The 1,211-nt window shown below is 36.7% G+C and carries 3 protein-coding genes; all 3 read left to right on the top strand.

The annotated features are described in order from the left end of the window. The first annotated feature begins 205 nt into the window (after nucleotides 1–205). The gene (locus tag ACFSR0_RS06450; protein WP_379981062.1) at nucleotides 206–478 is read left to right on the top strand and encodes a GNAT family N-acetyltransferase; all 273 of its coding nucleotides are present in this window, start codon (nucleotides 206–208) and stop codon (nucleotides 476–478) included. Between the two features lie 156 nt (nucleotides 479–634). Further along, the gene (locus ACFSR0_RS06445) at nucleotides 635–889 is read left to right on the top strand and encodes a hypothetical protein (protein WP_379981060.1); all 255 of its coding nucleotides are present in this window, start codon (nucleotides 635–637) and stop codon (nucleotides 887–889) included. 142 nt (nucleotides 890–1,031) lie between these two features. Next, nucleotides 1,032–1,211 (top strand): hypothetical protein (locus tag ACFSR0_RS06440; protein WP_379981058.1); only part of this gene is annotated, 180 nt, incomplete at its 3' end.

The raw sequence follows: 1,211 nt of genomic DNA, 5'->3' as shown, positions 1-1,211 counted from the left end.
AAAAAATGCTCTATCAAAATCAAACTAATCAAAGAATCATTTCAGGATGCAGCGCTGTGTAGTTTTTCTCTGCAATTTTATGTATAAAAGCCTTGCAAAATACACTAGTAGCTTATCAAAAATATTAGGTGATGAAGAGCACTATTTTGACCGATTATCCTGTATAATCACGTTAAGAACTAATTACATTTTAGGAGGGTTTACCATGGAATTTAAAGAAGAAGCACAACGGATAGTTATCTTTGATGAAGGAAACGAGATTGGCGAAATTACTTGGATTTTTGATGACGCCGGCGATCTAGTGGTTGAACATACTCGAGTGGATGGAACCTATCGCGGTCAGGGACTAGCTGGGAAGCTAGTAGAGAAAGTTGCAGAATACGCACGACGTGAAGAAAAGAAAATTGTTCCAGTCTGTTCTTATGCGAAAAAAGAATTCGAGCGGAAATCTGACTATGCGGATGTTTGGAAAAAATAGAAAAAAAGTATCATTATTTGTGAATGAATCAGGACACAGCTTGTATGGTGCTCCTGATTTATTTTTTTTAAAAAAACCTAAAAGTAAAAAGGAAGACTTCGCAGGAAAGATTGCTTAAGGTAGAATAGATGTATTCTTGAATGGAAGGTGAGGAAAATGAAACAACTTATAAAGCAATTTTTCTTTTTTCTTTTTTCGTCAGTGATTGCCGTTGGACTGATTCACTATTTAGCATTACCCACTTTAATGAATTACCCACGTCTGGCACGAATGATTGATCGATTCACTTATACTGAAGAGACATTGACTCTCTTTCTTTTTTTTAGTATTTGGTTATTCTTGATTCAATGGCAGTATGGAAAATTTTCAACCATTTATAGAATTTGCGAGCGAGAAAATCCACTATTTTAATGATGGGATGATAGCTCGTAGATATACTGTAAGAATGTAGGGAAACTTGCATTTAGAGACAATAGAAAAACTCGTATTGTCCAATGAAGAAACTGAATTGCTGGGAACTCGTAAAGCTAACGAAACGACAACGTAGGGATAGATGAAACCCAAGCGTGAACGTGGTGAAAACAGAAAAAATTCGTTAGATGGCATAAGGTTAAATCCTAAGTGTTCACGTAATCGAAAATCAGCAGCCAAGCTCCGAATAGGAGAAGGTTCAACGACTATTCCTCTTGAGGGAAGTACATACAAGCGTGTGGAAGTGGTTTCGCCGTACTGG

It is taken from the genome of Enterococcus camelliae, from assembly GCF_042685105.1.
Classification (GTDB): Bacteria; Bacillota; Bacilli; order Lactobacillales; family Enterococcaceae; genus Enterococcus_G; species Enterococcus_G camelliae.
This window is presented reverse-complemented; position numbering and strand designations above follow the sequence as displayed.